The 1,112-nt window shown below is 47.8% G+C and carries 1 protein-coding gene; it reads left to right on the top strand.

Annotated elements, in window-relative coordinates; genetic code table 11:
• Positions 1 to 1,067 (top strand): LPXTG cell wall anchor domain-containing protein (locus tag QOS01_RS10340; protein ID WP_283622260.1); only part of this gene is annotated, 1,067 nt, incomplete at its 5' end.
• Positions 1,068 to 1,112 lie beyond the last annotated feature (45 nt).

The raw sequence follows: 1,112 nt of genomic DNA, 5'->3' as shown, positions 1-1,112 counted from the left end.
CTGCTGCTGCTTACAAGGCTGCTCACCAAGCATACCTTGACGCACAAAAGACTGCCAACGAAGCAGGTAACAAGGCTAACGAAGCTAACAAGGCTGTTAAGAACGCTCAAGGCGTAGCTGACGAAGCTGAAAACAACCTGACTGCTGCTAACAACGGTCTGGCTACTGCTAAGAAGGCTCACCAAGCATACCTTGATGCTCAAGCTGATGTTCTTAAGACTGGTAAGGCATTGAACGATGCTCAAAACAACCTTAAGGCTGCTCAACACGAAGTAATTGTTGCGCGGAACAACTACAAGGCTGCTGCTGATGCTGTTAAGACTGCTAAGGCTAACGTAGCTGCTGCTCAAAAGGCCTTCGATGACGCACGCAACGCTGAAACCGCTGCTGACGACGCTCAAGCTAAGGCTCAAGAAGCCTTCAACAAGGCTCAAGCTGCCTTTGACGAAGCACGGAACGCTGAAACTAAGGCTGACGAAGCTGCTAAGGCTGCCAACGACAAGCTGGCTACTGCTACTAAGGCTTACGACGATGCTGAAAACGCTCTGACTAAGGCTGACGAAGCTGTTGAAGCTGCTCACCAAGAAGTTCTGACTGCTAACCAAAACCTGAAGGACGCTCAAGCTAACGTTGAAGCCGCTCAAAAGGTTGTTAACGAAGCTGCTGCTAACGCTGCTAAGGCTTCCCAACTTCTTCAACAAGCCCAAGACTTACTGAAGAACATTGACTGGAACCAAAACAACAATGGCAACAACGGTAACAACAATAACAACAATGGTAACCAAAACAACAACACTAACAACGGCAACACCAACAATGGTGCTACTAACAACGGTGCTGCTAATGGTAACAACGGTGTTGTAAATGGCGGTGCTAACAATGGTGCTGTTAACAACGGCGCTGCTGTTAAGGACCCTGCTGCTACTGTAGCAACTGCCAACAGGAACAACAACACTAACGCTACTCTGGCCCAAACTGGTAACGAAAACAGTGCGGCTGTCGTTGCCCTTGGTGCTGCTGCTGCAATGTTCGGTCTTGGCCTCGCTGCTAAGAAGCGTGAATTCTAATTAACTTAATTAGTTTTATAGCTTAGAATTAAATTATGTTCGGAC

The organism is Limosilactobacillus avium, assembly GCF_947381485.1.
Classification (GTDB): Bacteria; Bacillota; Bacilli; order Lactobacillales; family Lactobacillaceae; genus Limosilactobacillus; species Limosilactobacillus avium.
The sequence above is the reverse complement of the archived record's forward strand: the minus strand, read 5'-3'. Positions and strand labels throughout refer to the sequence as shown.